We start from the raw sequence: 22,029 nt of genomic DNA, 5'->3' as shown, positions 1-22,029 counted from the left end.
CGCCGCACTGCTTCTCCGCAGTGCGGCGTTTTCCGTTTCAGGATGCGGTGCGTGCCTGCCGGGCGGCGAAATCGGAAAACGCCCCCATGACAAAGGCATTTGCCACATGCAGCGCCTGCAGAAAGCCATTGCCCGTTTCCCGGCCGATGCTCATCAGCGCCACCTGCAGGCAATAGAGGGCAAGCAGCACCAGCGCTCGATTGAGGTTCGGCCGCAGATCGTCATAACGCAGCGCGAGGAAGACCAGCGACGCGATGGGGATGGCGATAAACATGCCAAGCCCCTTGTGCACCGAAAGCAGCGATCCGTCATAATAGATCGACAACCCTGCCAGCAGCACCTGTGCAAAAATCAGCACCGGCACCCCTGCCGAAATCACCGCGAATACGCGACGCCGAGCTGACATCCCATTTGCCGCGGTGGCCATCACACCCTGCCCCCGGCATCCGCCGTATGATGCTGGCTCGCCGGTTGCGGCACCTGCTGGAGGCAGCCCAGGCTCGCCAATGTCGCCGAGACGGCTGCATCAATCGGCGTCCGTGGTTCCGTGCCGAGAAAATCCGCAAGCTTGCGGTTGCTCATGCGGATCGGCATCTGCCAGAGATATTGCATTTCCAGCACTTCGCGAAACAGCGGAACGAAGGGTGCGGCCAGCCTTATGCCCGGCCAGAAAAGCCGACGCATCTTGACCGGGTGACCAACGACCCGCTCGATTGCCGCAACCAGTTGTAACCCATCGAAATCCCAGAAACCTTCCATGTGATAAACGGCGAAAGCCGGAAGATCGCCGGAGCGGTCGAGCAACCGGCCGATCGTTTCAGCCACGTCAGGCAGATAGGCCCATTGATGTCCGGCATAGGGTGCCGCAGGGTTCTGGACGCTGCGCACCGGCTTACCCGGCCGCACCAGCATCTGTGAAAACCAGTTATTTTTCGCATCGGGTCCGAAAAAATCCCCGGCGCGGACAATCAGCACCGGCACGCCGCGCATCGACGCCATCTTCAGCCGCCGCTCCATCTCCACCCGCAACGTGCCCTTGCGGGTGAAAGGCTTTTGCGGGCTGTCTTCCGTCAGGAGCGGAAAGGCATCCGGCCCGAAATTATAAACGCTGCCGGGAAACACGATCCTCGCCCCGCAGGCCTCAGCCGCCGCGATGGTGTTGTCGAGCATCGGCAGCACCTGCCTGTCCCAGTTGCGATATCCCGGAGGGTTGACCGCATGGACGATGAGCGTTGCCCCCTTCGCGGCCTCCACCACGTCCTGCCGGTTCATGGCGTCGCCGGTCACGCGCTCAATACCATCCGTCGCACCGGATGGTGCCTGCTGGCGCGTCAGCGCCCTCACCCGCCAGCCGCGTTGCAACAGCATCTTCGCCACATGGCTGCCCACACCGCCATTCGCCCCGACGATCAGCGCCAGAGGCTGATTTTCTGCTGTATCTGCGTGTTTTTCATATATCATCGCCATCACTCCTTCTTGTGGGCTGGAGTATCGTCCCGTCCTGCGATATACGAAATTGTCGAAATGGGTGGAGCAGGTATACAAAAATTTATGATCAAGAGCCGGGATGTCAGCTGGGATTTTTACCGCACCTTCCTCAGTGTGCTGCGTGACGGCTCGCTGTCTGCGGCTGCGCGTGAATTGGGCATCACTCAGCCGACTGCGGGGCGCCATATCGGCGCGCTGGAAGAGGCGGTCGGTTTTCCGCTGTTCATCCGCTCACCGCACGGGTTGATGCCGACGGAGGCTGCCCTTGCGCTCCGCCCCTATGCGGAAAATCTCGCAGCGACAGCGGCAGCGCTCATGCGCGCGGCATCCGGCGAAGTCGGGAAGATCGAAGGCACGGTGCGCATCAGCGCATCTGACATCATCGGCGTGGAAATGCTGCCGCCCATCGTCGCGGCCATGCAGGAAATTCACCCCCGGCTCGAAATCGAGCTTTCGCTATCGGATACGCTGGAAGACCTTTTGCGGCGCGAAGCCGACATCGCCATCCGCATGACCGAACCGCAGCAGGATGCGATCGTCATGCGCTACATCGGCAATTTCCGTCTGGGCTTTCATGCAACGCGCGATTATCTGGCGAAAGCCGGTATTCCCAAGGTCATGGAAGAATTAAACGAGCACCGGATGGTCGGTTTCGACCGCAAGACGCCATTCATCAGGGCGGCCATCCAGCGGATGCGCGCCCTTGATCCGGAAATACCCGATATTGAGGATATCTGCTTCGAAATCCGCGCCGACAGCAATCTCGCCCAGCTTGCCATGATCCGCGCCAGCGCAGGCATCGGCGTCTGTCAGATCGGCCTTGCGCGCAAGGACCCGCGGCTGGTGCAGGTTCTGCCGGATATTGACATCCCGCTGCACACCTGGGTGGCAATGCATGAAAACCTGAAGACCTCGCCACGATGCCGTGCCGTGTTCAGCGCCCTCGTTGAAGGCCTGAAGGCGCATCTCAAGGAAACCGACCCGGGTGCTCCGCCGCAACGGCGCTAGGACTATTGGGAAGCGGTTGCCGCACGGACCTCGGTCCGCGATGATGTAAAACCAACTTGCGGAACATGTAACGTGATGCCGATTTGACCGGAAATGCCGGCTCTTTCATCAAAACGGTCTGGCCGACGGTAAGGTCTTGTCCACGACTTCAGCTTCCGGCCGGTCGCCGCCCTGGCTATATTCTTCATGCCATTGGCCGCGTTCGTCCTGATAGCTGATTTCCTCGTCATCGCCGCCCACCTGCTGTTCAGCGGCAACGATACGCGCAGCCTCGACGGCATCCGCATAGGAAGGGAAGGTTTCAGAATAAGCGCCGTTCATGCGGTAAGCGAAGCCCCCGTCATGTTCGACGATTTCATACACCACTTTGGTCATGCATGTTCCTCCTGTTTCAGTAGGCGACATGGCAACCACAACCGCGTTTCAAGCATTGCACCCAACGGGGACACCGCGGCATGAGCAGCATGTCCTGCGACATCACTATCCTACCAAAAGCACTCAAGCGCAAATCCTGCTTGATCTGAGGGACGATACGTCACAGCCTGCGGCTGTCAGGGGAAGGGAAATCAATGGTAGGTTCTATTCTGAAGCAGGAGCGCATATTGCTGCTCGCGATACCGGCGGCAATCGTTGCCTATATGGCCGAACATGCAATATTCGAGGGCGGGAAAACGGCGTCGCTCATCGCCGCGATCGCCCTGATCGGGCTCATCGTTCTGGTCTCTATGCGGGTTGCCCATCACGCCGAAATCCTCGCCGCCAAGGTCGGCGATCCCTATGGCACGATGATCCTCACGCTGTCGGCAGTTGCGGTGGAAGTGCTGATCCTCGCCATCATCATGAGTGAATCCAGCTCACCGACACTGGTGCGCGACACGATCTATTCCGCCGTGATGATCGACATCAACGGCATTCTTGGCTTAGCCGCCCTGCTCGGCGGGCTGCGCCACGGCGAGCAGCCCTATAATGATGATTCCGGCAAGACCTACGGGGTGATGATCCTTACCGCCATGGGCATTTCCATGATCGTGCCGGAATTCATTCCCGATGAAAGCTGGCACGTCTATTCCGCCTTCACCATCGTTGCCATGATCGCGCTTTATGCCCTGTTCCTGAAAATGCAGGTCGGCCCACACAGCTATTTCTTCAGCTATGCCTATCCCCGCAAGGCGCATCCTGCCGGTCAACCATCGGAGAGCCATGCCGAGGAAGAAGACGAAGGCAGCGTGCCGCTCTCCATCGGCCTCATCATCGCCGGTGTGGTGCTGATCGGCGTGCTGGCGGAATTCATGTCGAGCTTTTTGAGCGTCAGCCTCGAAGGCACCAGCGCGCCACCGGCGCTGATGGCGGTCGTGGTGGCGACAATCTCGGCATCACCGGAAATCCTCACCGCACTCCGCTCCGCCTTGCGCAATCGCATGCAGGCCGTGGTCAACATCGCCATGGGCGCATCGCTGTCGACGGTCATTCTCACCGTGCCGGTCATGGAGGGTATTGCGCTCTACACCGGCCAGCCCTTCATCATGGCGATGACACCTGTTCAAACCGTCATGGTCTTCATCACCCTCATCGCCGCCGCCATCAATCTCAATGACGGTGAGACCAATGCGATTGAGGGAATGACGCATTTCATCCTCTTCGCCACCTTCGTCATGCTGCTGTTTCTGGGGCTTTAAACAAAAAAGCCCGGCATCGCTGCCGGGCTTCCTTCAAAATCGCAACAACCGATCAGCGGCAATCGGCGCAGAAACGCTGGATGCGCTTGCAGGCTTCTTCCAGCAGGGTTTCCGACGTGGCGTAGGAAATGCGGAAGTTCGGGCCGAGGCCGAAAGCCGACCCCTGCACGACGGCAACGCCTTCGGCTTCCAGAAGCTCGGAGACGAAGTCCACATCACTCTCGATGACCTTGCCAGAAGGCGCGGTCTTGCCGATCAGGCCGGCGCAGGACGGGTAGACGTAGAATGCGCCTTCCGGTGACGGGCAATTGATGCCCTTGGCCTGGTTGAGCATGGAGACGACGAGATCACGGCGACCTTCGAAGATCTTCTTGTTGGTCGGAATGAAATCCTGCGTGCCGTTCAGCGCTTCAACAGCCGCCCATTGTGCGATCGAGCTGGCGCCCGAGGTCTGCTGGCCCTGGATCATGTCCATGGCCTTGATCAGCGGCAGCGGGCCGGCCGCGTAGCCGATACGCCAGCCGGTCATGGCATAGGCCTTGGAAACACCGTTCATCGTCAGCGTGCGGTCATAAAGCGCAGGCTCGACCTCGACCGGGGTGACGAATTTGAAGTCGCCATAGGTCAGGTGCTCATACATGTCGTCCGTCAGCACCCAGACATGCGGATGCTTGACCAGCACGTCCGTCAGCGCCTTCAGCTCGTCATGCGAATAGGCGGCACCCGAGGGGTTGGAAGGCGAGTTGAAGACGAACCACTTGGTCTTCGGCGTGATCGCCTTTTCCAGCGCTGCCGCGGTCAGCTTGAAATTGTCTTCAAGCGTGGTGTCGACGAATACGGGCGTGCCGCCGCAGATCGCCACCATTTCCGGGTAGCTGACCCAGTACGGTGCGGGAATGACGACTTCGTCACCCGGGTTGAGGGTGGCCATGAAGGCGTTGAAAAGGATCTGCTTGCCACCCGTGCCGACAATCGTCTGCTCCGGCTTGTAGTCGAGGCCGTTTTCGCGCTTGAACTTTTCGGCGATAGCCTTGCGCAGTTCCGGAATGCCGGAAACGGGCGTGTATTTCGTTTCGCCGCGCTTGATGGCGTCAATGGCCGCTTCCTTGATATTTTCGGGCGTATCGAAATCCGGCTCGCCGGCGCCAAGGCTGATCACATCGCGGCCCTTCGCTTTAAGCTCGCGGGCTTTCTGGGTAACGGCGATGGTGGCGGATGGCTTTACGCGGGAGAGAATGTCGGCAAGGAAGGCCATTTTTAATCGGTCCTATTGGGGTTGACATCGGTAGAAGCTGAAAAACTTGTTTTCTGCGGCACTTTCTATGTCGAAAGAAAGGCCGTCTTTCAAGGTCAAAAGCCGGCTTATGTGCTGTAGCAGAGAATTTAAACCTTCCTTAACCCGGAAGTAACGCTTGATACGCTACATTCGCGAGCCTAGGGGTCGTGTCTCTATAGCTGGTTGAAAAATGGCGCCCAAAAGCATCTTTTCCAGTCTTGTCCGCGAGGTCGATGGCACATGGTCCACGGCCTACCAAACATTCAACCTGAAATCGGCCCTGCAGCCCATTTTCCGTCGAACACCGAGCGGCGCACTCGACATCGATTCCTTCGAAGGTCTGGTGCGGCCCCATCGCAACGGCGAACCGGTGACGCCAGGCGAATTTTTCTCGCTGGTGGAGCCTGACGATATCGAGACTATCGACAGCATCCTGCGCACCATTCACATTCTCAATACCGGCAGGCTCAACCGTTCCCGCGCCCGTATCTTCGTCAACTTCCATCCGGGCCTGTTCCAGACCCCGGCCAAGATGCGCCAGGAAGTGGAGCGCATGCGTCTTACCGCCCACGAGGCCGGCATGACGGCCGAGCGCATCGTCTGCGAAATCTCCGAGAAAAAGGCCTCCGACACGCAGATGGTCGCAGACTTCGCCTACCACATGCACGACATCGGTTTTCGCGTGGCGCTGGACGACTACGGCGCCGGCGATTCCGATATCGACCGGGTAAAGCTCATCAAGCCCGATTATGTCAAATTCGAAGCCGGCTGGGTGCGCGATTTCATGCAGAATTCCGCAGGAGCCGCCCTTCTGCGTGTCATCGTCAGCCAGTTTCGCGACGATGGAATAGAGCCGGTATTCGAAGGGCTGGAGAGCGGCTGGCAGGTCGATCTGTGTGAGGACCTCGGCGTCCTGCTGATGCAGGGTTATGCTCTCGCCAAACCGGAACTCGCGCCCACAAGCTTCGACGCACGCTTTCCCGAACTCGGCAGCGCCTATTTCAACACTGCACCGCGGACGGACCGGAACGGCACGACGCCGCCATTTTTGCGCGAAGAGCGCCCTGCTGAGCCGCATCCGCAGCGCCAGACCCGCACCTTCGGAAAACGCGGCCTCTGAGGCTATCTGCGGCCAGCAGCCGCCTGTAATCGCACTTGCCACAATATTGCCGCAATAAATGCCGCGGAACGCCAGAATTCGGTCTCCAAGCCGTCCATTTCGAAGCCTCTTTTATCCGTCATGGACAGGGACAAGAGGCAATCGCCATGTTTACCAACGACCGGACTTCCGTTGAAAGGTTAAGGGCGCAGAGAACGCTGTTTTCCCTCTGGATGGCAGCGGCTGCTTTTCTTGTCATCGTCACCATGGCCGCGGGTATCGCGACATCCGCCAATGCGGCGGCCCAAGCCGTCGATACATTGCACACCGCGTCTATTCCGCAAACGGCCACATCGCGGGCAGGTCCGCACTTCCTGCTCATCATCCTCTCGGCTGCGGCCTTCATCGGCCTCGGCATCGGCGGCCTGACGCTGACCCGCCGCAGTCTCAAGGACGAAGCCCGCCGCTACAAATAAGCTGGCGCTCCAAAAGCTACGCCAGTCGCCGCGTCTGACGGTGACCGCCTTCCGCCGGCTTGCGGCACCGGCAGGTTGCTGCTAAAGCACCCGGGAAACCGTCTGATCGACATTTCAAAAAATCCCCGAATTGCCAAGGCCGCGATGGAATGATCTTCCGGCCCCTGTGTGCTGGTGCCAACAATGACGCGTATTCAGGCCAATATGCTGCTTCTGCTCGCCGCAGCGATCTGGGGAGGCGGCTTTGTCGCGCAGTCCTCCGCCATGGCCTCCATTGGCCCTTTCTGGTTCGTCGGTCTGCGTTTCGCCATTGCCGCAATCGCCGTGCTGCCCTTCGCCATGATGGAAACCCGGTCGAAGAAATCACCACCGCGCCGCAGGGAAATCGGCAGTTATATCCTGGTGGGACTTGCCCTGTTCGGCGGCGCCACCACCCAGCAGGTCGGGCTTTTGACCACGACCGTCACAAATTCCAGCTTCCTGACCGGGCTTTACGTCATCTTCGTGCCCGTGATTGCCGTCGTGCTTTACCGGCGGCATCCCCATTGGATCGTCTGGCCCTGCGCGCTGATGATGCTCGGCGGCATCTTCCTCCTGTCTGGCGGCGCATTCGAGGCGCTGACGAGGGGGGATATTCTCAGCATCATCTGCGCCTTCTTCTGGGCGATCCAGATCACGCTTGCCGGCCGCTTCGTCTCCGAGAGCGGGCGACCGCTCGCCCTCTCCTGCACCCAGTTCGCGGTTTGCTCCCTTCTTAGTTGCATGATCGGCATTGCCTTCGAACCCATCAGCATGGCTGCAATCGAAGCCTCGCTGGCGGAAATCCTCTATGTCGGCCTCGTATCTTCCGGCCTCGCCTTCGTTTTGCAGGTCATTGGCCAGCGTTACACCACGGCGCCGCAGGCGGCGATATTCCTGTCCTCGGAGGCGCTTTTCGGCGCTTTGATGGCCTCGCTTTTCCTGAATGAGACCATTTCCCGCGCCGGTTATGTCGGTTGCCTGATCATATTCATCGCCATATTGATCGTGGAACTGGTGCCTGAACTAACGCGAAAACGGCAAAAAACCGTGGCTGGAACGGCCTGACGCAAAAAGAACCGTTTTTTCTCGCTCCGCGTCAAAAACGCGTTTCGACATCCAAAATTTTGCCGGGAACGCCCGAGCTAACCGGCAATTATTTCATCAAATATCGCCTATGCGAAAAAAATGTGCGATTGCACGCCGTTATTCTACCGCAGGTTTTTTATCTGACAAAAAGCCCGTGAAAACTTTTGCTTGCCAATTTTCCATAAACGCATCACTCTACCGCGGTTCGGGCAATTTGCGAGCATGGGAAGGCCTATAAAATTTGCGCACTGGGGACGCTATAAACCTCGGGCGGTGGGACGAAAAACGTTGGATGAGAACGCCATTACTTCCCGCTGTGAAGGTCCATTTTCTCAATAGTCAAGAACTGCCTGCCAACGCCCTCGCGGGGCAAAACTGTAATGCTGCCTGTAGCTGAACGCGGGCAGAGCGAAAAGGACCTGATGCATGGCCGAAACTGGCACCGTAAAATTCTTCAATACAGACAAAGGCTTCGGCTTCATCAAGCCAGACAATGGTGGCGCTGATATCTTTGTTCACATCTCTGCTGTACAGGCTTCTGGCCTGTCCGGACTTTCAGAAAATCAGAAAGTGAGCTTCGACACGGAACCGGATCGTCGCGGCAAGGGCCCGAAGGCAGTCAATCTGCAGATTGCTGGCTGACCCTAAAACGGCTTTCTTTTCTAGTTGAAGCCCGGCAGGAATGCCGGGTTTTTTTATACCTGCGCACACGCCATGCGCAACGCGCTCAGATCCCCTGAAGATAGGGATTGTTGCGGCGTTCATCGCCCAGCCGACCGCCAGGACCATGGCCGCAGATGAACCCGACATCGTCGCCGAGTGGCAAAAGCTTGTCGCGAATGGACGCCATCAATTGCTCATGGTTCCCGCCGGGCAGATCGGTCCGCCCCACCGACCCTGAAAACAGCACGTCGCCGACATGGGCAAATTGCTGGTCGCGATTATAATAGATGACATGGCCGGGGGCATGGCCCGGGCAGTGATAGACCTCAAAGACATGATCCCCGAAGGATACCCTGTCCCCGTCCTTCAGCCATTTGTCCGGCACGACGTTCTGAAGACCGGCGATACCGTATTTTTCGGCCTGCACTTCGATCCTCTCCAGCAACGGCCGGTCGTCCTCATGCGGACCGACGACCGGCAGCGAGAGTTTCGCGCGCAATTCCTCGGCACCACCGGCATGGTCGAGATGTCCATGGGTCAGCCAGATTTCCTTGAGCGTGATGCCGTTTTCGGCGACGACCTGAAGGATGACATCCACATCGCCGCCGGGATCAACGACAACACCTTCCTTGGTATCCTGATCAAAGAGGATGGTGCAGTTCTGCTCGAACGGCGTGACCGGAATAATGCCCGCCTGCAACTTTCCCATATCCCTTATCTCCTTGTCCGAAAAATCCCGCCTCGTATAGACTGCGACCGATCACAGTACAATGGCGGAGAAAAGATACGGTTTTTCCGTTGCCAGATCGCCCCTAAAAATTTCGATAAAATTCAATAAGATAATCGGTATATTACTTCTTAAAACAGGAAGTACTCCCAAAAAATGTGGAACGCCCGGGTGGCCCCGACGTTGTAGCTCCAGTCTTGAAAGGAGTGAGACACATGGACAAGACGCTTAAAATGCTCATGGCTGGCGGCGCTTTCGCCCTGATGGCCGGTTATGCAAACGCCGCCATGGTCGCCACCACCGCATCGGACATTTCCGTTCGTTCAGGCCCCGGCGAAGACTATCCCGAACTGGGTCTGGCCACACGTGGCAGCAATGCCGTGCTGGATGGTTGCATGGACGGCAGCAGCTGGTGCCGCATCGAGGTCAATGGCCTGCGCGGTTGGGCTCATGCCGATTATCTCAATGTCATGTATGAGGGTTCGCCCGTCATTCTCGAAGACCGTCGCACCGAACTCAGTGTGCCTGTCGTGACGTATGAGAAAACCGCAAGCGTGCAGGCTGAACCCAATCCCGGTGATCCGAACCTCGGCCGCGTCGGTGATGTCGACATCACCCCGCCCGAAGCGGTTATCACCTACATGGACGAGCATCCTGCAGACACCGTCACCTTTGATGGCGACGTGGTCGTCGGCACAACCCTGCCGTCCGATACCCGTCTCGTAGAAGTTCCCGATTATCAGTATCGATATGTCCGGGTGAACGACGTGCCGGTGCTGGTCGAGCCATCAACCCACCGGATCGTCTACGTCTACCAGTAGACCACCTGGCTGAATCGTATGAAACAACTGAAGAGCGCGGGCTTTCCGCGCTCTTTTCTATTTCCGGTAAAGGCCACTCAGGATTCCAGTTGCACCCGCACCCGCAGCATATTATCCACCGCAACAGAAAATGATCGGCGACATTCTCCCGAGCGGACGCATTTTCGGCTATGTTTACAGAATATTGGCGCATCGACGTATGTCAGCCGCAGGATATGAAGGAACCGCAGTGCCACCGCAATCGCTCAAAACCGCCGCCGCGAGACAAATACCGGCACTCCCGAAGGTTGACGACGGCAAGATTGACTTCGATACGATCGAGGCGTTGTTTTTTGCCTATCGCGATTTCGTCTCCGACCCTGATGTCATCCTGTCGAAGCTGGAATATGGCCGCGCCCATCACCGGGTAGTCTATTTCGTCAGCCGGCAGCCCGGCATGACGGTGGCGGATCTACTCGACACGCTGCAGATTACCAAACAGAGCCTCGCCCGCGTGCTGAAGCAACTGATCGATGACGGTTACATCCGCCAGATGGCCGGCCCCGAAGACCGCCGCCAGCGCCGGCTTTATCCGACGCTGACCGGCCGCGAACTGGCCCTGGCGCTGAGCGAACCGCAGTCGCGGCGTATTGATCGTGCGCTGGAGGGACTTGGTCCCGATGCCCGCGCCTGCGTGCGAAAATTCCTGGCGCAGATGCGCAGCCCGACAACAGGGGAAGGCGACTGACGATGGCGACAGCAACGACAAAGCGCCCGCCGGCGGATGATGACGCCGCCCACCTTCTCATCGTTGACGACGACGCCCGCATTCGCAACCTTCTCCAGCGCTTTCTGGGTGAGAAGGGGTACCGCATTTCCGTCGCTGGGGATGCGGCCGAAGCCCGGCGCAAGATGATCGGCATCCGCTTCGACCTGCTCATCCTTGACGTAATGATGCCGGGAGAAAACGGACTTTCGCTCACCCGCTCGCTGAACGAGGACAAATCCGTGCCGGTCATTCTGCTGACCGCCCGCTCGGAGGCGGATTCCCGCATCGAGGGGCTGGAGGCCGGGGCGGATGATTATCTCGCCAAACCATTCGATCCGCGTGAACTCGTGCTGCGCATCAACAACATCCTGCGGCGCAACACCTCGCCGGATACCCCGAAGATCGAGCAGATCATGTTCGGTCCCTACAGCTTCTCCATTCCCAAAAGGGAATTGCGCCGCGGCCCCGAAACCATCCGCCTGACGGACCGCGAGCAGGAGATCATGCTGCTTTTTGCGCTCCGCGCCGGCGACACCATTCCACGGCATGAACTGGTCGAGGCGGAATCGGAAGTGGGCGAAAGAACCATCGATGTGCAGATCAACCGTCTTCGCCGCAAGATCGAGGACGACCCTGCCAATCCGGTCTATCTGCAGACGGTGCGCGGCATCGGCTACCGGCTAAGCGTGGACTGACAAGGACAAACGAAAGGCGGGCGCACGGCCATGGCGAGCCTCGATTTTCTCAATACGGTCAAAAAAAGCGGCATAGCAAAGACCTGGCGCTCGTTTGCCAGAGGGCTGCGCCATTGGCTGCCCACCGGGCTTTATACACGTTCGCTTCTGATCATCATTTTGCCGATGATCCTGCTTCAGGGCGTGGTTGCCGCCGTGTTTATGGAACGCCACTGGCAGCTGGTGACGGAGCGTCTTTCCGCCGCCGTGACGCGCGATATCGCCGCGATCATCGAGCTCCTGCAAACCGACCCCGAGGAAGATGACTACCAGCGCGTCATCCGCATTGCCCGCGAGAAGCTGGATCTCAGCGTCTATATCGAACCGAAGGCAGACCTGCCCGCGCCGAGGCCGGAGCCGCTGTTTTCGATCCTCGACAGAATTCTGGCCGATCAGTTGCGCCAGCAGATCGGCAGGCCGTTCTGGATCGACACCTATGGCAACGGCTCGCTGGTCGAAATCCGCGTCCAGCTGGACGACAAGACCCTGCGCGTCTTTACCAGCCGCAGCGCGGCCTATGCCTCAAATACGCATATCTTCCTCGTCTGGATGGTTGGCGCATCGCTGGTGCTGATTGCAATCTCAATCCTCTTCCTGCGCGGGCAGATCAAGCCCATCGAAGCGCTTGCCAAAGCGGCGGAAAATTTCGGCCGCGGCCAGAAACTCACAGCCTATTCTCCCCGTGGCGCAGATGAAGTCCGGCGGGCGGGTCTCGCCTTCATCCTGATGCGCGAACGCATCGAGCGGCAGATGGAACAGCGTACCGCCATGCTCAACGGCGTCAGCCACGATCTGCGCACCATCCTCACGCGTTTCAAGCTGCAACTGGCTCTGGCGGGCGACAATCCGGACCTTGAAGGGCTGGACAAGGATGTCGAGGACATGCAGTCGATGCTGGAGGCCTATCTGACCTTTGCCCGCACCGATGTCGAAGAGGATGTCGGTACGCTCGAGCTTCCCGCACTTCTGGAAAAGATCGGCCATGATTTCGAACTTCACGGCAAGAAATTCAGCTACGAGCTTTATAATATCGAGCGCATCATCGCGCGCCCGAATGCTCTTTCCCGCCTCGTCGCCAATCTGGCGGAGAATGCCCGGCGTTATGCGACCAATCTGCACATCGATATCCGCAAGGCACCGCGCTCCATCATCATGACCTTCGATGATGATGGCCCGGGTATTCCGGAAGCCTCCCGCGAGGATGTCTTCAAGCCGTTCTTCCGGCTGGATGAGGCGCGCAACCTCAACGCCTCGGGTACGGGACTTGGCCTCTCCATCGTCCGCGACATCGCCCGCAGCCACGGCGGCGACGTCTCGCTGGATGACAGCCCCTTGGGCGGACTGCGGGTAATCGTCAAAATTCCGGCGTAAGATATATCCCGCGCTCAATCCGAGAGATCGAGCACCCGTGCTGTTATCTCAGCACATTTTCTCGCCGTTCGGCACCGGCCGTTCAACGGCGGCAAGCACGATATCACCTTTGCCGTCAGCAAAGCCCAGCGTCAGGACCTCGGAGCGGAACGGGCCGATCTGGCGCGGCGGAAAATTCACCACAGCCAGCACCTGCCGGCCAACCAGACTTTCAGGCGTATAATGCACCGTAATCTGTGCCGAAGATTTCTTGATGCCGATCTCAGGTCCGAAATCGATTTTTACCTTGATTGCCGGCTTGCGGGCTTCGGGAAAGGGCTCAGCCTCAACGATCGTGCCGACACGAATATCGACCTTTTCGAAATCGGCGTAGGAAATCTCACCGCTCATAGCCTGCCCCATCTGCCTGCAATGCTTCAACCAGCAAGTTCTTCGGCGCGTGTCTTTGCCGCCGCAACCGCCTTGTCGAACAGCGGCTGCATGCCATCGTCAGCCATCAGCACGGAAAGTGCCGCGGCCGTCGTGCCGCCCGGTGAGGTCACGTTCTGGCGCAGCCGCGCCGCCTCGTCGGGAGACTGGTGCAGCAACTCGCCCGCGCCGGCCACGGTTTCCCGCGCCAGACGCATGGCCACATCCGCCGGCAGACCGGCCTTGCGGCCGGCTTCGGCCATGCATTCCACCAGATAAAAGACATAGGCCGGGCCGCTGCCCGAAACCGCGGTCACCGCGTCGATATCGCTTTCGGTTTCCACCCATTCGACCGGACCGCTGACCTTCAGCAATCCGTCCACCACGGCTTTAAGCTCCGGCGTTACCAATTCATTTGCATAGGCCCCCGTCACGCCGCGCCCGACCATGGCCGGCGTGTTGGGCATGGCCCGCACGGCGGCAACCGCACCGAAATGCGACACGAAGGTGCCGATCGTCGTGCCCGCCGCAATCGAGACAACGACGGTATCCGCTCCCAGAAGGGGTTTGAGGGACGGCAGCACGGCTTCCATCATCTGCGGTTTCACCGCCACGAAAAGAATGCCTGCCTTGATGTCGTCAGGCACGCTTTGGCTATGCGTTGCACCCGCTTCGGCAATCGTCGTGCGCATGGCATCGGAAGGGCGCGGATCGATGACGATGACCTGGGATCCAGGCACGCCCTTTTTCAACCAGCCCGAAAGCATGGCGCCGCCCATATTGCCGGCGCCGACTAGCACCAGCGGACCGGAAGCCTTGTATACCATCTTCACGCTTCTCCGACGGTCTCGAACATGACCGCTTCGATTGCACTTTTCGCATCCAGCCCCGACCAGACGACGAACTGGAATGCCTGATAATATTGTTCGCAGGCCTCAAGCGCGCTGGAAAGCAGCACTTCCACCTGCTGGTTGTTCGGTTCGGCACCACCAGCCAGAAGCAGGGACTGGCGGAAAATCACCACGTCTTCCTGCCGCCACAGATCGAAATGACCCATCAACACCTGGCCGTTGACCTGCGAAAGCAGGCAAATGACTTCGTTGACGCGGTGGTCGGGCACCTTGATGTCGAAAGCACAGGCCAGATGCAGCGCTTCGAAATCCTCCATCCAGGCAAAGGAAACGTGATAGTCGGCCCAGTGACCAGCCACCGTCATGGCGATCTCGTCTTCGCCGGAACGCTCGAACGACCAGTCATTCGAGGCAGCGACAATCTCGATCATGTCCACGGGATTGGACTGACGCTCAATTTCAAATTCTATCAGGCTCATGCGGCACCTTCTCAGCCGGTATGGATGTTCTGTTTTGAACGCCGGGCACAAAACGCACACACAAACCGGATTCAACATTTGAGACGATTGCCCGACACCAACAGAATTACGCATTCACCCTGTCCGGAGCTTACCAGGTCGTTTCGAATCATCATTTAAAATCAGTGTATAATGGCCGAGTCCTGCTGCCACCCCTCGTCCGCCATTTTTGCTTTTTGAACAGTGGATATCTTCTCCCCCATCACCTCAGGCGAGATACATAAGCGACTCTGGCGATTGCGTTTTTTGGAAGTGTCCACAGGCACCAAAAAAATCGCGCCAGAGGCCGGTTTCGGCAACCGGAGATTATTTCGGGTTGCATGGCCCGCAAACAAAAAGTCCCGGAATCGCAGGCGATCCGGGACCCATCAGGAAAAAGCGCTAAAGAATCAGTCGTTAGTGGCCGAAAGCTTTGCTTCCAGAGCCTCGATGCGGGCGCGCAGCGCGTCGTTTTCATCACGCGCCTTGATGGCCATCTCACGCACCGCGTCGAATTCCTCGCGCTTGACGACATCAAGACTGTTCAGCCAGCGATCGGCCTGTGCATGAAGGGCGGCTTCCGCTTCCTTGCGCACGCCCTGCGCCGCGCCGGCCGCATCGGTCATCAGCTTGGCGAATTCATCCAGAATACGGTTGGTGCCTGTCGTGCTCATGGCGCTGTTCCTTCGTCGGTTCAGGGAGCGTTCCATTCCCTGCTGTTGATGCCTTTCAGGTAGGTGCTCGACAGCCGCCTTGCAAGCGAAATCGAAAAATGCGGCCTTTCGCTGCAGCGCCCGACATCGCAATCCGCTCACGAAAAATCACCTTGACCGCCGCCTCGGCAATCGCCATTTTCCTTGGCGTCAGGGAGACCGGTGAGCATCATCGCCCGGCCCCTCGAGGCAATGGATCATTCTGTTGTCCGCCCAGCAACGATGACGGAATATACGGATTGTTAGCCGCTCCCACTCAACTTGCCATCATGCCCTTTCCCAATATCGATCCGATTGCGCTCTCCATCGGGCCTCTGGCGATCCACTGGTATGGCATTGCCTATGTCGCCGGCATCATGCTCGGCTGGTTTTATGCCCGTCGCCTTGCCCGCACGGATCGCCTGTGGCCAAACGATACGTCGCCGATCTCGGCGCAGCACCTTGATGATTTCATCCTGTGGGCAGCCGGCGGCATCGTGCTCGGCGGCCGCATCGGCTACATCCTGTTTTATGATCTCGGCGCCGTTGCCGCCAACCCGATCAGAGCGCTGGAAATATGGAACGGCGGCATGTCGTTCCATGGCGGCCTGATCGGCACCACCGTCGCCATGATCCTCTTTGCCCGCAAGAACGGCATCCCGGTCTGGAGCATGTTCGACGTCATTGCGGCCGTGGCACCCATCGGCCTGCTGTTCGGCCGCATCGCCAATTTCATCAATGGCGAATTGTGGGGGCGCATCGCCGATGTTCCGTGGGCAGTCGTGTTCCCGACCGGCGGCCCGTTTGCGCGGCACCCGAGCCAGCTTTATGAAGCCGGCCTGGAAGGCCTCGTGCTCGTCATCATTCTCGCCATTGCCATCTATGCCTTCAGGGCGCTGAAAACGCCCGGCGTCGTCACCGGCATCTTCGTCTGCGGTTACGCGCTGTCACGCATCTTCGTGGAATTCTTCCGCGAGCCGGATGCCCAGATCGGTTATCTCGCCGGTAACTGGCTGACCATGGGCATGGTGCTTTCCACACCGATGTTCCTTCTCGGCCTCTGGGCGGTGCTGCGCGCACGCCGCGCGGCAAAAATAGCCTAAGCGGTATGGCCTGCCATGACGACACCGCTTGCGCAACGCATCAAATCCCTTATCCGGCTCAACGGTCCGCTCAGCGTCACCGATTATTTCTCGCTTTGCCTCGCTGATCCCGAACACGGTTATTACAAGAGCCGTGAACCCTTCGGCCGCTCGGGTGATTTCATCACCGCCCCTGAGGTCAGCCAGCTATTCGGCGAAATGCTCGGCGTTTTCGTTGTCCATGCCTGGCAGCGGCACGGCGCACCGGCGCAAACCCAGCTGGTGGAGATCGGCCCCGGCCGCGGCACCATGATGTCGGACATGCTGCGCGTCATCCGCCGCATCGCGCCGCCGCTTTACGAGACGATGCGGGTGCATCTGGTGGAAACCAGTCCCCGCCTTTCCACGATCCAGAAGGAAACGCTTGCCGACCATGCCGGCCGGCTGACATGGCATGAAAGTTTCGACGTGGTGCCCGAAGGTTTCCTGCTCCTCGTCGCCAACGAACTTTTCGACGCCATCCCCATACGGCAATTCGTCAAGACGCCTCAGGGTTTTCGCGAACGGGTTGTCAGTCTCGATGCAAATGACGAGCTTGTCTTCTCGACGGGCCTTGCCAGCATCGACCCGGCCCTCTTGCCGCCGCAGCCTGAACGACAGCCGCTTGGTACCATATTCGAAATTTCACCTGCCCGCGAAGCCGTGATGACAGCCATCTGCCAGCGCCTGTCGGCCCATGGCGGCACAGCGCTCGCCATCGATTACGGCCATCTGGTTGCCGGGTTTGGTGACACCCTGCAGGCCATGCGTAACCACGCATTCGATCCGCCGCTAGCACATCCGGGCGAGGCCGACCTGACGAGCCATGTCGATTTCGAAAGCCTCGTCAGAACGGCCGAAGCGACCGGCGTGCATGTCAACGGCACCCTGAGACAGGGCGACTTTCTTTATGGCCTCGGCCTCAAGGAGCGGGCAGCAGCCCTTGCCGCCAAGGCTACACCCGATCAGACGCTGGCGATTGCCGAAGCGGTCAACCGCCTTGCCGGCGAAGGGGCCGGCAAGATGGGGGAACTTTTCAAGGTCGTCGCCGTTTCAAGTCCCGCGCTTCATCTCATGCCGTTTCGTGCGGTGGATTGACAGCGCAATAACCTCTGGGCCAACATCGCCGCGACACACGAAGCAGGCACACTGCATCACACACGCCGCGCAACGCCGCAGCAACAGGAAACATCTCGCTTAACGCACCCCACCGGCCAACAGCGATATTCTCCAAGGAACTCCCGCACCATGCAGAACGAAACGCTGCCGCTCCCCATCCAGAGCCCCCTGCTCGCCGCCTCTGGTGAAAACCGTGTTCGCCACGGCTTCTTCACCCGGCAGGGCGGCGTCTCCTCAGGGCTTTATCAGGGTCTCAATGTCGGTCTCGGCTCGCATGACGAGCCGGAACTTGTGCAGGAAAACCGGCGGCGCGTGGCGCAATGGTTCGGCCTTTCGGCTGAACGCCTCGCCACCGTGCATCAGGTCCATTCCCCCGATGTTCTCGTGGTCGATGAAAGCTATGACGGCAACCGCCCGCAGGCCGATGCGATGGTGACGGCGACGCCGGGTTTCGTGCTCGGCGTCTTGAGCGCCGATTGCGGCCCGATCCTGTTTGCCGATGCCGAAGCCGGCGTCGTGGGCGCCGCCCATGCCGGCTGGAAGGGTGCATTGTTCGGCGTTCTCGAAAACACCATCGAGACCATGACAAAACTGGGTGCCAGCCGCGAGCGCATCGTCACCTCACTCGGCCCCTCCATCAGCCAGAGCAATTACGAGGTCGGGCCGGAATATGTGGCACGCTTCACCGATATCGATCCGGTTTACGCGGATTATTTCACCGCAGCCGAGAAGCAGGGCCACGCGCTTTTCGACCTCAAGCGGTTTACCATCGACCGCCTGACCAAAGCCGGCGTCAGGGCGGAAAATCTCGGCCTCTGCACCTATCCTGACGAAGAACGTTTTTATTCCTATCGCCGCACGACCCACCGCGCCGAACCCGATTACGGCCGGCAGATTTCCGCAATCGCAATTCTGGAGGACTGACATGGCCCTGCACTTCGAGCTTTCGGAATTCGATGCCCGCCGCGAGCGGCTGATGGCGAAAATGGCGGAAGAGAAGCTGGATGCCCTGCTGCTTTTCGCGCAGGAAAGCATGTATTGGCTGACCGGTTACGACACCTTCGGCTACTGCTTCTTCCAGACGCTGGTGGTCAAGTCCGACGGCTCGATGACGTTGTTGACCCGCTCGGCCGACCTGCGCCAGGCGCGCAATACCTCGATCATCGAAAATATCCTCATCTGGGTCGACCGGCCCAATGCCGACCCGACGCTCGATCTTAAAAATCTCCTGAGTGACCTCGACCTGCTCGGCGCAAAGATCGGGGTGGAATACGATACCCACGGCATGACCGGCCGTGTTGCCCGGCTGCTGGACAACCAGCTTGCCAGCTTTGGCCAGATGGTTGACGCCTCATACCTCGTCAGCACGCTCAGGCTCGTCAAAAGCCCGGCCGAGATTGCTTATGCCCGCAAGGCCGGCCAACTGGCCGACGACGCCCTCGACGCCGCTCTGCCGCTCATCAAGGCCGGCGCGGACGAAGCCGCAATTCTTGCAGCGATGCAGGGCGCGGTTCTGGCGGGCGGCGGCGATTATCCCGCCAATGAATTCATCATCGGCTCCGGCGCGGATGCGCTGCTGTGCCGTTATAAATCCGGCCGCCGCAGGCTCGACACCAAGGACCAGCTGACGCTGGAATGGGCCGGCGTCAGCGCCCATTACCATGCCGCGATGATGCGCACGGTGGTAATCGGCGAACAGGATTTCCGCCAGAAGGAGCTTTACAGCGCCTGCCTGCAAAACCTCACCGCCATTGAGGATGTATTGCGGCCGGGCAAGACCTTCGGCGATGTCTTCGACGTGCATGCCCGCGTGATGGACGAGCGCGGGCTCACCCGCCACCGGCTGAACTCCTGCGGTTACTCGCTGGGAGCGCGCTTCTCCCCTTCCTGGATGGAGCATCAGATGTTCCATGCCGGCAATCCGCAGGAGATTACCAGCGACATGACGCTGTTCGTGCATATGATCGTGATGGACTCCGATGCCGGCACCGCCATGACGCTCGGCCAGACCTATCTGACCACCGACGGCGCTCCCGAGCCGCTCTCACGCCATAGCCTCGATCTTCTCACAGCTTAAATCACCACCGGGTTTGACAGAGCGGGAAAACCGCCCTTACATTGCCGCACCTTGGGCAAGAAGGAGCGGAACATGAGAGAAAACGTCACATGAGCCGGACGGGGTTCGTCCCCCCTCTCCCAGCCTTTGTCTTTCCAGCTCTTGCCGTTCCAGCGCTGGTTTTGGCCCTCGCGGGCTGCAACACCACGGAGGCGCTGACCCCGCAGGTGGACGTTGGCCACAACGCTACACAATCGACGCCGGTAACCCAGGGCGATCTCGACCAGATGGCCGCCGCCGCCGACCGCGCGCCGCCAGGCGCTTCGGCGACCGCATCGTCCGTGCCGGCCTATGCGCCGCAGAATTCCTTGCAGGCGCAGGCACAGGCGCTTTCGAGCGGCAACCAGTATGGTGAACCTCTTGGCCAGGCCCCGTCATCCGCAGCATCGCCTGCGGGTGGCCAGCCACCACCTTCGCAACAGACGGCCTCGCTTGCTCCGGCGGGTTCCGGCAATACCATCCGCTTCCTGCCGATCATCGGCGCGCCCGTTCAGGCCGTCACGCCGCTCTCGCGGCAACTGGGTGCCGAAGCACGGGCCAAGGGACTGACCATCCGCGCCTCCAACGACAATTCGGCAGAGAACATCCTGAAAGGATATTTCTCCGCCTTCGCCGATGGCGGCAAGGTCAATGTCATTTACGTCTGGGACGTTCTGGATGCCAATGGCGTGCGGCTTCACCGTCTTCAGGGACAGGAGACGGTGGCTGCAAAGGGCAGCGATCCATGGGCCGCCGTGACCGACAGGGTGATGCAGGATATCGCCGCAAAAACGCTCAATGACTATTCATCATGGAAGCAGTCTCAAAGGGGATGAGGTGAAACGGCGGGAGAAGTCACAGAGATTTCATGAAAATCATTGCGAAAGCGCTGAGTCCTCTTGCAATCGGAAGCAACAGCGCTATTAAGGCGCGCATGGCAACAAGGCGTGTCCGGCAAAGGCTTTTCGGCCGGATGTTCCTCCCCTTGAACGACGCTTGGTTACGGCAGACAGACTTCCGTAGCGCAAGGCGATGGCATGGAAACAGGCGGCCGCAATGAAGGTTTTCGCAGGCAATTCGAACCGGCACCTTGCCGAAGCGATCTGCAAGTATCTCAACGTTCCTCTCGGAAATGCCACCGTAAAGCGGTTTGCTGATCAGGAAATATTCGTAGAAATCAGTGAAAACGTACGTGGCGAGGACGTTTTCGTCGTTCAGTCCACATCGTTTCCGGCAAATGATCATCTGATGGAACTGCTCATCATGATTGATGCCATGCGCCGCTCCTCGGCAAAACGCATCACCGCGGTGCTTCCGTATTTCGGTTATGCCCGCCAGGATCGCAAGGCCGGCCCCCGCACACCGATTTCCGCCAAGCTCGTCGCCAACCTGATCACCGAAGCCGGCGCCGACCGCGTCTTGACGCTCGATCTTCATGCCGGCCAGATCCAGGGCTTTTTCGATATCCCGACCGACAATCTTTTCGCAGCCCCCATTCTGGCCCGCGACATCAAGGAACACTACGACACCAACAACGTCATGGTCGTTTCACCTGACGTCGGCGGCGTGGTGCGCGCCCGCGCCCTGTCAAAGCGTCTGGACTGTCTGCTGGCTATCGTTGACAAACGCCGCGACCGTCCGGGTGAATCCGAAGTCATGAACGTTATCGGTGATGTTTCCGGCAAGGATTGCATCCTGATCGACGATATCATCGATTCCGGCGGCACGCTTTGCAATGCGGCCGAAGCGCTGTTGAAGAAGGGCGCCACCAGCGTCACCGCCTATATTACCCACGGCGTGCTTTCCGGCGGCGCAGTTGCCCGCGTGGCTTCCTCGAAGCTGCGCGAACTCGTCATCACCGACAGTATCCAGCCCACCACCGGCGTGCAATCCGCGCATAATATCCGCGTCATCAGCACGGCGGGCCTGCTCGGCGAAGCGATCAACCGCACCGCGCAGGAACAGTCGGTGTCCGGCCTGTTCGACTGACGCTGCCGTCCTCTCCTCGCGCTCAGCCATCCTCGGGCTTGACCCGAGGATCCTTTGATTTCG

25 protein-coding genes are annotated in these 22,029 nt (G+C 59.4%); 16 read left to right on the top strand and 9 right to left on the bottom strand.

The window, feature by feature from the left end:
* Positions 1-37 precede the first annotated feature (37 nt).
* Both M0412_RS01935 and M0412_RS01930 read right to left on the bottom strand, forming a co-directional pair.
* Positions 38-427, bottom strand: coding sequence for a DUF6220 domain-containing protein (locus tag M0412_RS01935; protein ID WP_142840340.1), 390 nt, complete (start codon positions 425-427; stop codon positions 38-40).
* Positions 427-1,461: an NAD-dependent epimerase/dehydratase family protein gene (locus M0412_RS01930; RefSeq protein WP_269702255.1), complete on the bottom strand. Its 1,035-nt coding sequence runs from the start codon at positions 1,459-1,461 to the stop codon at positions 427-429. The genes M0412_RS01935 and M0412_RS01930 overlap by 1 nt, the downstream gene beginning before the upstream one ends.
* A 90-nt stretch (positions 1,462-1,551) precedes the next feature.
* Between M0412_RS01930 and M0412_RS01925 the strand changes: the two genes are divergently transcribed.
* A complete protein-coding gene (locus M0412_RS01925; protein WP_142840342.1) occupies positions 1,552-2,496 on the top strand; it encodes a LysR family transcriptional regulator in 945 nt (314 codons plus the stop codon).
* A 108-nt stretch (positions 2,497-2,604) separates the two neighbouring features.
* On the opposite strand, the gene M0412_RS01920 is transcribed toward M0412_RS01925, so the two are convergent.
* Complete coding sequence (locus M0412_RS01920; RefSeq protein ID WP_142840343.1) at positions 2,605-2,871, bottom strand: DUF2188 domain-containing protein; 267 nt, start codon at positions 2,869-2,871, stop codon at positions 2,605-2,607.
* Positions 2,872-3,065: 194 nt separating this feature from the next.
* On the opposite strand from M0412_RS01920, the gene M0412_RS01915 reads away from it, so the two are divergent.
* Entirely contained in the window at positions 3,066-4,172 is a 1,107-nt protein-coding gene (locus M0412_RS01915) for a calcium:proton antiporter (RefSeq protein WP_142840344.1), read from the top strand.
* 52 nt (positions 4,173-4,224) lie between these two features.
* Here M0412_RS01915 and M0412_RS01910 read toward each other — a convergent pair whose 3' ends face one another.
* Positions 4,225-5,427, bottom strand: coding sequence for a pyridoxal phosphate-dependent aminotransferase (locus M0412_RS01910; protein ID WP_142840345.1), 1,203 nt, complete (start codon positions 5,425-5,427; stop codon positions 4,225-4,227).
* Between the two features lie 211 nt (positions 5,428-5,638).
* Between M0412_RS01910 and M0412_RS01905 the strand changes: the two genes are divergently transcribed.
* The 4 genes from M0412_RS01905 (at position 5,639) to M0412_RS01890 (ending at position 8,772) form a co-directional block, all read left to right on the top strand.
* On the top strand, positions 5,639-6,568 hold the full coding sequence (locus M0412_RS01905) for an EAL domain-containing protein (RefSeq protein WP_269702196.1): 930 nt from the start codon (positions 5,639-5,641) through the stop codon (positions 6,566-6,568).
* A gap of 146 nt (positions 6,569-6,714) precedes the next feature.
* Entirely contained in the window at positions 6,715-7,023 is a 309-nt protein-coding gene (locus M0412_RS01900) for a hypothetical protein (protein ID WP_269702194.1), read from the top strand.
* A gap of 183 nt (positions 7,024-7,206) precedes the next feature.
* Positions 7,207-8,109: a DMT family transporter gene (locus M0412_RS01895; RefSeq protein ID WP_269702192.1), complete on the top strand. Its 903-nt coding sequence runs from the start codon at positions 7,207-7,209 to the stop codon at positions 8,107-8,109.
* 447 nt (positions 8,110-8,556) lie between these two features.
* Complete coding sequence (locus M0412_RS01890; RefSeq protein ID WP_003494703.1) at positions 8,557-8,772, top strand: cold-shock protein; 216 nt, start codon at positions 8,557-8,559, stop codon at positions 8,770-8,772.
* Between the two features lie 85 nt (positions 8,773-8,857).
* On the opposite strand, the gene M0412_RS01885 is transcribed toward M0412_RS01890, so the two are convergent.
* Positions 8,858-9,502: an MBL fold metallo-hydrolase gene (locus tag M0412_RS01885; protein ID WP_142840349.1), complete on the bottom strand. Its 645-nt coding sequence runs from the start codon at positions 9,500-9,502 to the stop codon at positions 8,858-8,860.
* A gap of 233 nt (positions 9,503-9,735) precedes the next feature.
* Between M0412_RS01885 and M0412_RS01880 the strand changes: the two genes are divergently transcribed.
* The 4 genes from M0412_RS01880 (at position 9,736) to M0412_RS01865 (ending at position 13,194) form a co-directional block, all read left to right on the top strand.
* Positions 9,736-10,341: a DUF1236 domain-containing protein gene (locus M0412_RS01880; protein ID WP_142840350.1), complete on the top strand. Its 606-nt coding sequence runs from the start codon at positions 9,736-9,738 to the stop codon at positions 10,339-10,341.
* A 199-nt stretch (positions 10,342-10,540) separates the two neighbouring features.
* Positions 10,541-11,068: a MarR family winged helix-turn-helix transcriptional regulator gene (locus M0412_RS01875; protein ID WP_161991242.1), complete on the top strand. Its 528-nt coding sequence runs from the start codon at positions 10,541-10,543 to the stop codon at positions 11,066-11,068.
* Positions 11,069-11,070: 2 nt separating this feature from the next.
* On the top strand, positions 11,071-11,784 hold the full coding sequence (locus tag M0412_RS01870) for a response regulator (protein WP_142840353.1): 714 nt from the start codon (positions 11,071-11,073) through the stop codon (positions 11,782-11,784).
* A gap of 30 nt (positions 11,785-11,814) precedes the next feature.
* Entirely contained in the window at positions 11,815-13,194 is a 1,380-nt protein-coding gene (locus tag M0412_RS01865) for an ATP-binding protein (protein WP_142840354.1), read from the top strand.
* A 48-nt stretch (positions 13,195-13,242) separates the two neighbouring features.
* Here the strand turns inward: M0412_RS01865 and M0412_RS01860 are convergent, their stop codons facing one another.
* The 4 genes from M0412_RS01860 to M0412_RS01845 all read right to left on the bottom strand — a co-directional run bounded on the left by M0412_RS01860 (position 13,243) and on the right by M0412_RS01845 (position 15,624).
* Complete coding sequence (locus M0412_RS01860; protein WP_269702116.1) at positions 13,243-13,584, bottom strand: tRNA-binding protein; 342 nt, start codon at positions 13,582-13,584, stop codon at positions 13,243-13,245.
* 26 nt (positions 13,585-13,610) lie between these two features.
* Positions 13,611-14,429: a pyrroline-5-carboxylate reductase gene (proC, locus tag M0412_RS01855; RefSeq protein ID WP_269702115.1), complete on the bottom strand. Its 819-nt coding sequence runs from the start codon at positions 14,427-14,429 to the stop codon at positions 13,611-13,613.
* Between the two features lie 2 nt (positions 14,430-14,431).
* Positions 14,432-14,932 (bottom strand): YbjN domain-containing protein, encoded by a 501-nt coding sequence (locus tag M0412_RS01850; RefSeq protein ID WP_142840357.1) that lies wholly within the window; start codon positions 14,930-14,932, stop codon positions 14,432-14,434.
* 428 nt (positions 14,933-15,360) lie between these two features.
* Positions 15,361-15,624: an accessory factor UbiK family protein gene (locus tag M0412_RS01845; protein WP_046797974.1), complete on the bottom strand. Its 264-nt coding sequence runs from the start codon at positions 15,622-15,624 to the stop codon at positions 15,361-15,363.
* Positions 15,625-15,932: 308 nt separating this feature from the next.
* Between M0412_RS01845 and lgt the strand changes: the two genes are divergently transcribed.
* From lgt to M0412_RS01815, 6 genes are all read left to right on the top strand, one after another.
* A complete protein-coding gene (gene lgt, locus M0412_RS01840) occupies positions 15,933-16,745 on the top strand; it encodes a prolipoprotein diacylglyceryl transferase (RefSeq protein WP_269702253.1) in 813 nt (270 codons plus the stop codon).
* 15 nt (positions 16,746-16,760) lie between these two features.
* Positions 16,761-17,861 carry a class I SAM-dependent methyltransferase gene (locus M0412_RS01835; RefSeq protein WP_269702114.1) on the top strand — a complete coding sequence of 367 codons (1,101 nt, stop codon included), beginning with the start codon at positions 16,761-16,763 and terminating at the stop codon, positions 17,859-17,861.
* A gap of 150 nt (positions 17,862-18,011) precedes the next feature.
* The gene (pgeF, locus tag M0412_RS01830; protein WP_269702113.1) at positions 18,012-18,806 is read left to right on the top strand and encodes a peptidoglycan editing factor PgeF; all 795 of its coding nucleotides are present in this window, start codon (positions 18,012-18,014) and stop codon (positions 18,804-18,806) included.
* A 1-nt stretch (position 18,807) separates the two neighbouring features.
* Positions 18,808-19,959 (top strand): Xaa-Pro peptidase family protein, encoded by a 1,152-nt coding sequence (locus M0412_RS01825; RefSeq protein WP_142840361.1) that lies wholly within the window; start codon positions 18,808-18,810, stop codon positions 19,957-19,959.
* Between the two features lie 89 nt (positions 19,960-20,048).
* The gene (locus M0412_RS01820; protein ID WP_269702112.1) at positions 20,049-20,813 is read left to right on the top strand and encodes a hypothetical protein; all 765 of its coding nucleotides are present in this window, start codon (positions 20,049-20,051) and stop codon (positions 20,811-20,813) included.
* Positions 20,814-21,033: 220 nt separating this feature from the next.
* Positions 21,034-21,966, top strand: a complete 933-nt coding sequence (locus M0412_RS01815; protein WP_046798416.1) for a ribose-phosphate pyrophosphokinase — start codon at positions 21,034-21,036, stop codon at positions 21,964-21,966.
* Positions 21,967-22,029: the final 63 nt, after the last annotated feature.

Origin of the sequence: Agrobacterium sp. O3.4 (genome assembly GCF_041414895.1) — a bacterium.
GTDB classification, from domain to species: Bacteria; Pseudomonadota; Alphaproteobacteria; order Rhizobiales; family Rhizobiaceae; genus Agrobacterium; species Agrobacterium cucumeris.
This window is presented reverse-complemented; position numbering and strand designations above follow the sequence as displayed.